Raw genomic sequence first — 2341 nt, 5'->3', positions numbered from 1 at the left:
CGGCCGGTTCACCCTGGAGCTGGCCGAGGCCGCGCGGCGTCCTGGACTACGGCATCCTGGCGCTCTACTTCGTCACGGTGCTCGGCGTCGGCTTCGCCGCCCGGCGGGCCATCAAGACCAGCGTCGACTTCTTCCTCTCCGGGCGCTCCCTGCCCGCCTGGGTGACCGGCCTGGCCTTCGTCTCCGCCAACCTCGGCGCGTTGGAGATCATCGGCATGGCCGCCAACGGCGCCCAGTACGGCGCGATGACGTTGCACTACTACTGGATCGGCGCCGTGCCGGCGATGGTCTTCCTCGGCATCGTGATGATGCCGTTCTACTACGGCTCGAAGGTCCGCAGCGTGCCCGAGTACCTGCGGCTGCGCTTCAACCGCCCCACCCACGTGCTGAACGCGCTCAGCTTCGCCGTCGCCCAGGTGCTCATCGCCGGGGTGAACCTCTACGCCCTGGCGCTGATCATGCAGGCGCTGCTCGGCTGGCCGCTCTGGGTCGCCATCGTGATCGGCGCGCTGATCGTGCTGGCGTACATCACCGTCGGTGGCCTCTCCGGGGCGATCTACAACGAGGTGCTCCAGTTCTTCGTGATCATCGCGGGCCTGCTGCCGATCACGATCCTGGGACTGGTCAAGGTGGGCGGCGTCGCCGGCCTGATGGACGCGGTGCGCGAGTCGAGGCTGGGCGAGGCGGGGCTGCACACCTGGCAGGACACCGGCGGCACCGACAACCCGCTCGGCGCGCACTGGATCGGCATCGTCTTCGGCCTCGGCTTCGTGCTCTCCTTCGGCTACTGGACGACCAACTTCGCCGAGGTGCAGCGCGCGCTGTCGGCCAAGAACATGAGCGCCGCGCGGCGTACGCCGATCATCGCCGCGTACCCGAAGCTGCTCATCCCGGTGGTCACGGTCATCCCCGGCCTGGTCGCCCTGGTGACGGTGCAGGGCCTCGGCGCGGAGAGCGGCGACCTGGTCTACAACAACGCCATCCCCCTGCTGATGCGCGACCTGCTCCCCAACGGCGTGCTCGGGATCGCGGTGACCGGCCTGGTCGCGTCGTTCATGGCCGGCATGGCGGCGAACGTGAGCGGCTTCAACACCGTGTTCACCTACGACATCTGGCAGCAGTACGTGCGCCGGGACCGCCCCGACGACTACTACATCCGCATCGGTCGGTGGGCGACGGTCGGCGGCGTGCTGGTCGGCATCGGCACCGCGTTCATCGCCGCCGGGTTCAGCAACATCATGAACTACATCCAGGCACTCTTCTCGCTGTTCAACGCGCCGCTGTTCGCCACCTTCATCATCGGCATGTTCTGGCGCCGGATGAGCGCGGCGGCCGGCTTCCTCTCCCTGCTCCTGGGCACCCTGGCGGCGCTGGCGACCTACCTGCTCTACAAGGCCGGGGTGGTGCACTTCAACTCGGACCTGGAGGAGAGCTTCTGGGGCGCCGGCATCGCGTTCGTCACGGCGGCCGTCGTCGCGGCCGTCGTCACGCCGTTCACCGCGAAGAAGCGCGACGAGGACCTGCGCGGGCTGGTCTACGGCATGGGCGCCGTCGACGTGGAGGGCGACGTGCTGACCGGGGACGCCGTCTGGTGGCGCTCGCCGGTGCTGCTCGGCCTGATCGCGGTCGCGCTCTCCCTCCTGCTCTACGTGCCGTTCTTCTAGGAAGGGGTCCTCGCCATGAGCATGGACAACCTCAACCCGCACGGGCACGACCGCTCGGTCAAGGCCACCGAGGAGGCCCGCCGCCGCTCGTCCGCCGCCCGGCTGTTCGACATCCGCCGGGTGATCGGTGGCCTTTTCACCGCGTACGGGGCGATCGTCACCCTGATCGGGATCTTCGACGGCGATTCCGCCGTACAGAAGGCCCAGGGCGTCCGGATCAACCTCTGGGCGGGCCTCGGCATGCTCGTCTTCGGCGTGCTGATGCTGCTCTGGCAGTGGCGCAACCCGGTCGAGCCGGCGGAGACCTCCGAGGAGGAGCGCTGAGCCGTCCCACCGCCGGTATCCGGCATGGGCACCGCCACGCCGGGTACGCCAGCGGGATCAGGAGACACCACCTGGTGACGGGAGGGCAGCGACATGACGGATCGTGACCGTGACCGGCCGCTGGAGGAGAGCCCGGAGATGGCTGCGGCGGCCGAGGACGACACCGGCATCGCGCAGCTGATGACCGGGGGCGGCGCCGATCGCGACACTCCGTCGTTCACCGGGCCCGGGGACGAGGCGGGTCGCGACGAGCTGATCGGCGACCCGTACGCCGCCGGCACCGGTGCGACGGGCACCGGCACCCGACAGGAGGTGGGCCGGTCCAATGAAACTTTCGACGGGTTCCATAGACT

Annotated in this window: 3 protein-coding genes; all 3 read left to right on the top strand. The window is 69.3% G+C overall.

The genetic code is table 11. The annotated features are described in order from the left end of the window. The first annotated feature begins 41 nt into the window (after positions 1-41). Positions 42-1664 carry a sodium:solute symporter family protein gene (locus tag AB0B91_RS65165; protein ID WP_358343029.1) on the top strand — a complete coding sequence of 541 codons (1623 nt, stop codon included), beginning with the start codon at positions 42-44 and terminating at the stop codon, positions 1662-1664. Between the two features lie 15 nt (positions 1665-1679). Beyond that, complete coding sequence (locus tag AB0B91_RS65160; protein WP_357663022.1) at positions 1680-1988, top strand: hypothetical protein; 309 nt, start codon at positions 1680-1682, stop codon at positions 1986-1988. 93 nt (positions 1989-2081) lie between these two features. Then, positions 2082-2341: hypothetical protein (locus AB0B91_RS65155; protein ID WP_358343027.1), on the top strand; the 260-nt coding region annotated here is incomplete at its 3' end.

Origin of the sequence: Nonomuraea sp. NPDC049141, from assembly GCF_040648415.1 — a bacterium.
Lineage (GTDB): Bacteria > Actinomycetota > Actinomycetes > Streptosporangiales > Streptosporangiaceae > Nonomuraea.
The sequence above is the reverse complement of the archived record's forward strand: the minus strand, read 5'-3'. Positions and strand labels throughout refer to the sequence as shown.

Bases quoted from the DNA above. Each gene is read 5' to 3' on its own strand.
- AB0B91_RS65160 (WP_357663022.1), top strand. From the start codon at position 1,680: ATGAGCATGGACAACCTCAACCCGCACGGGCACGACCGCTCGGTCAAG.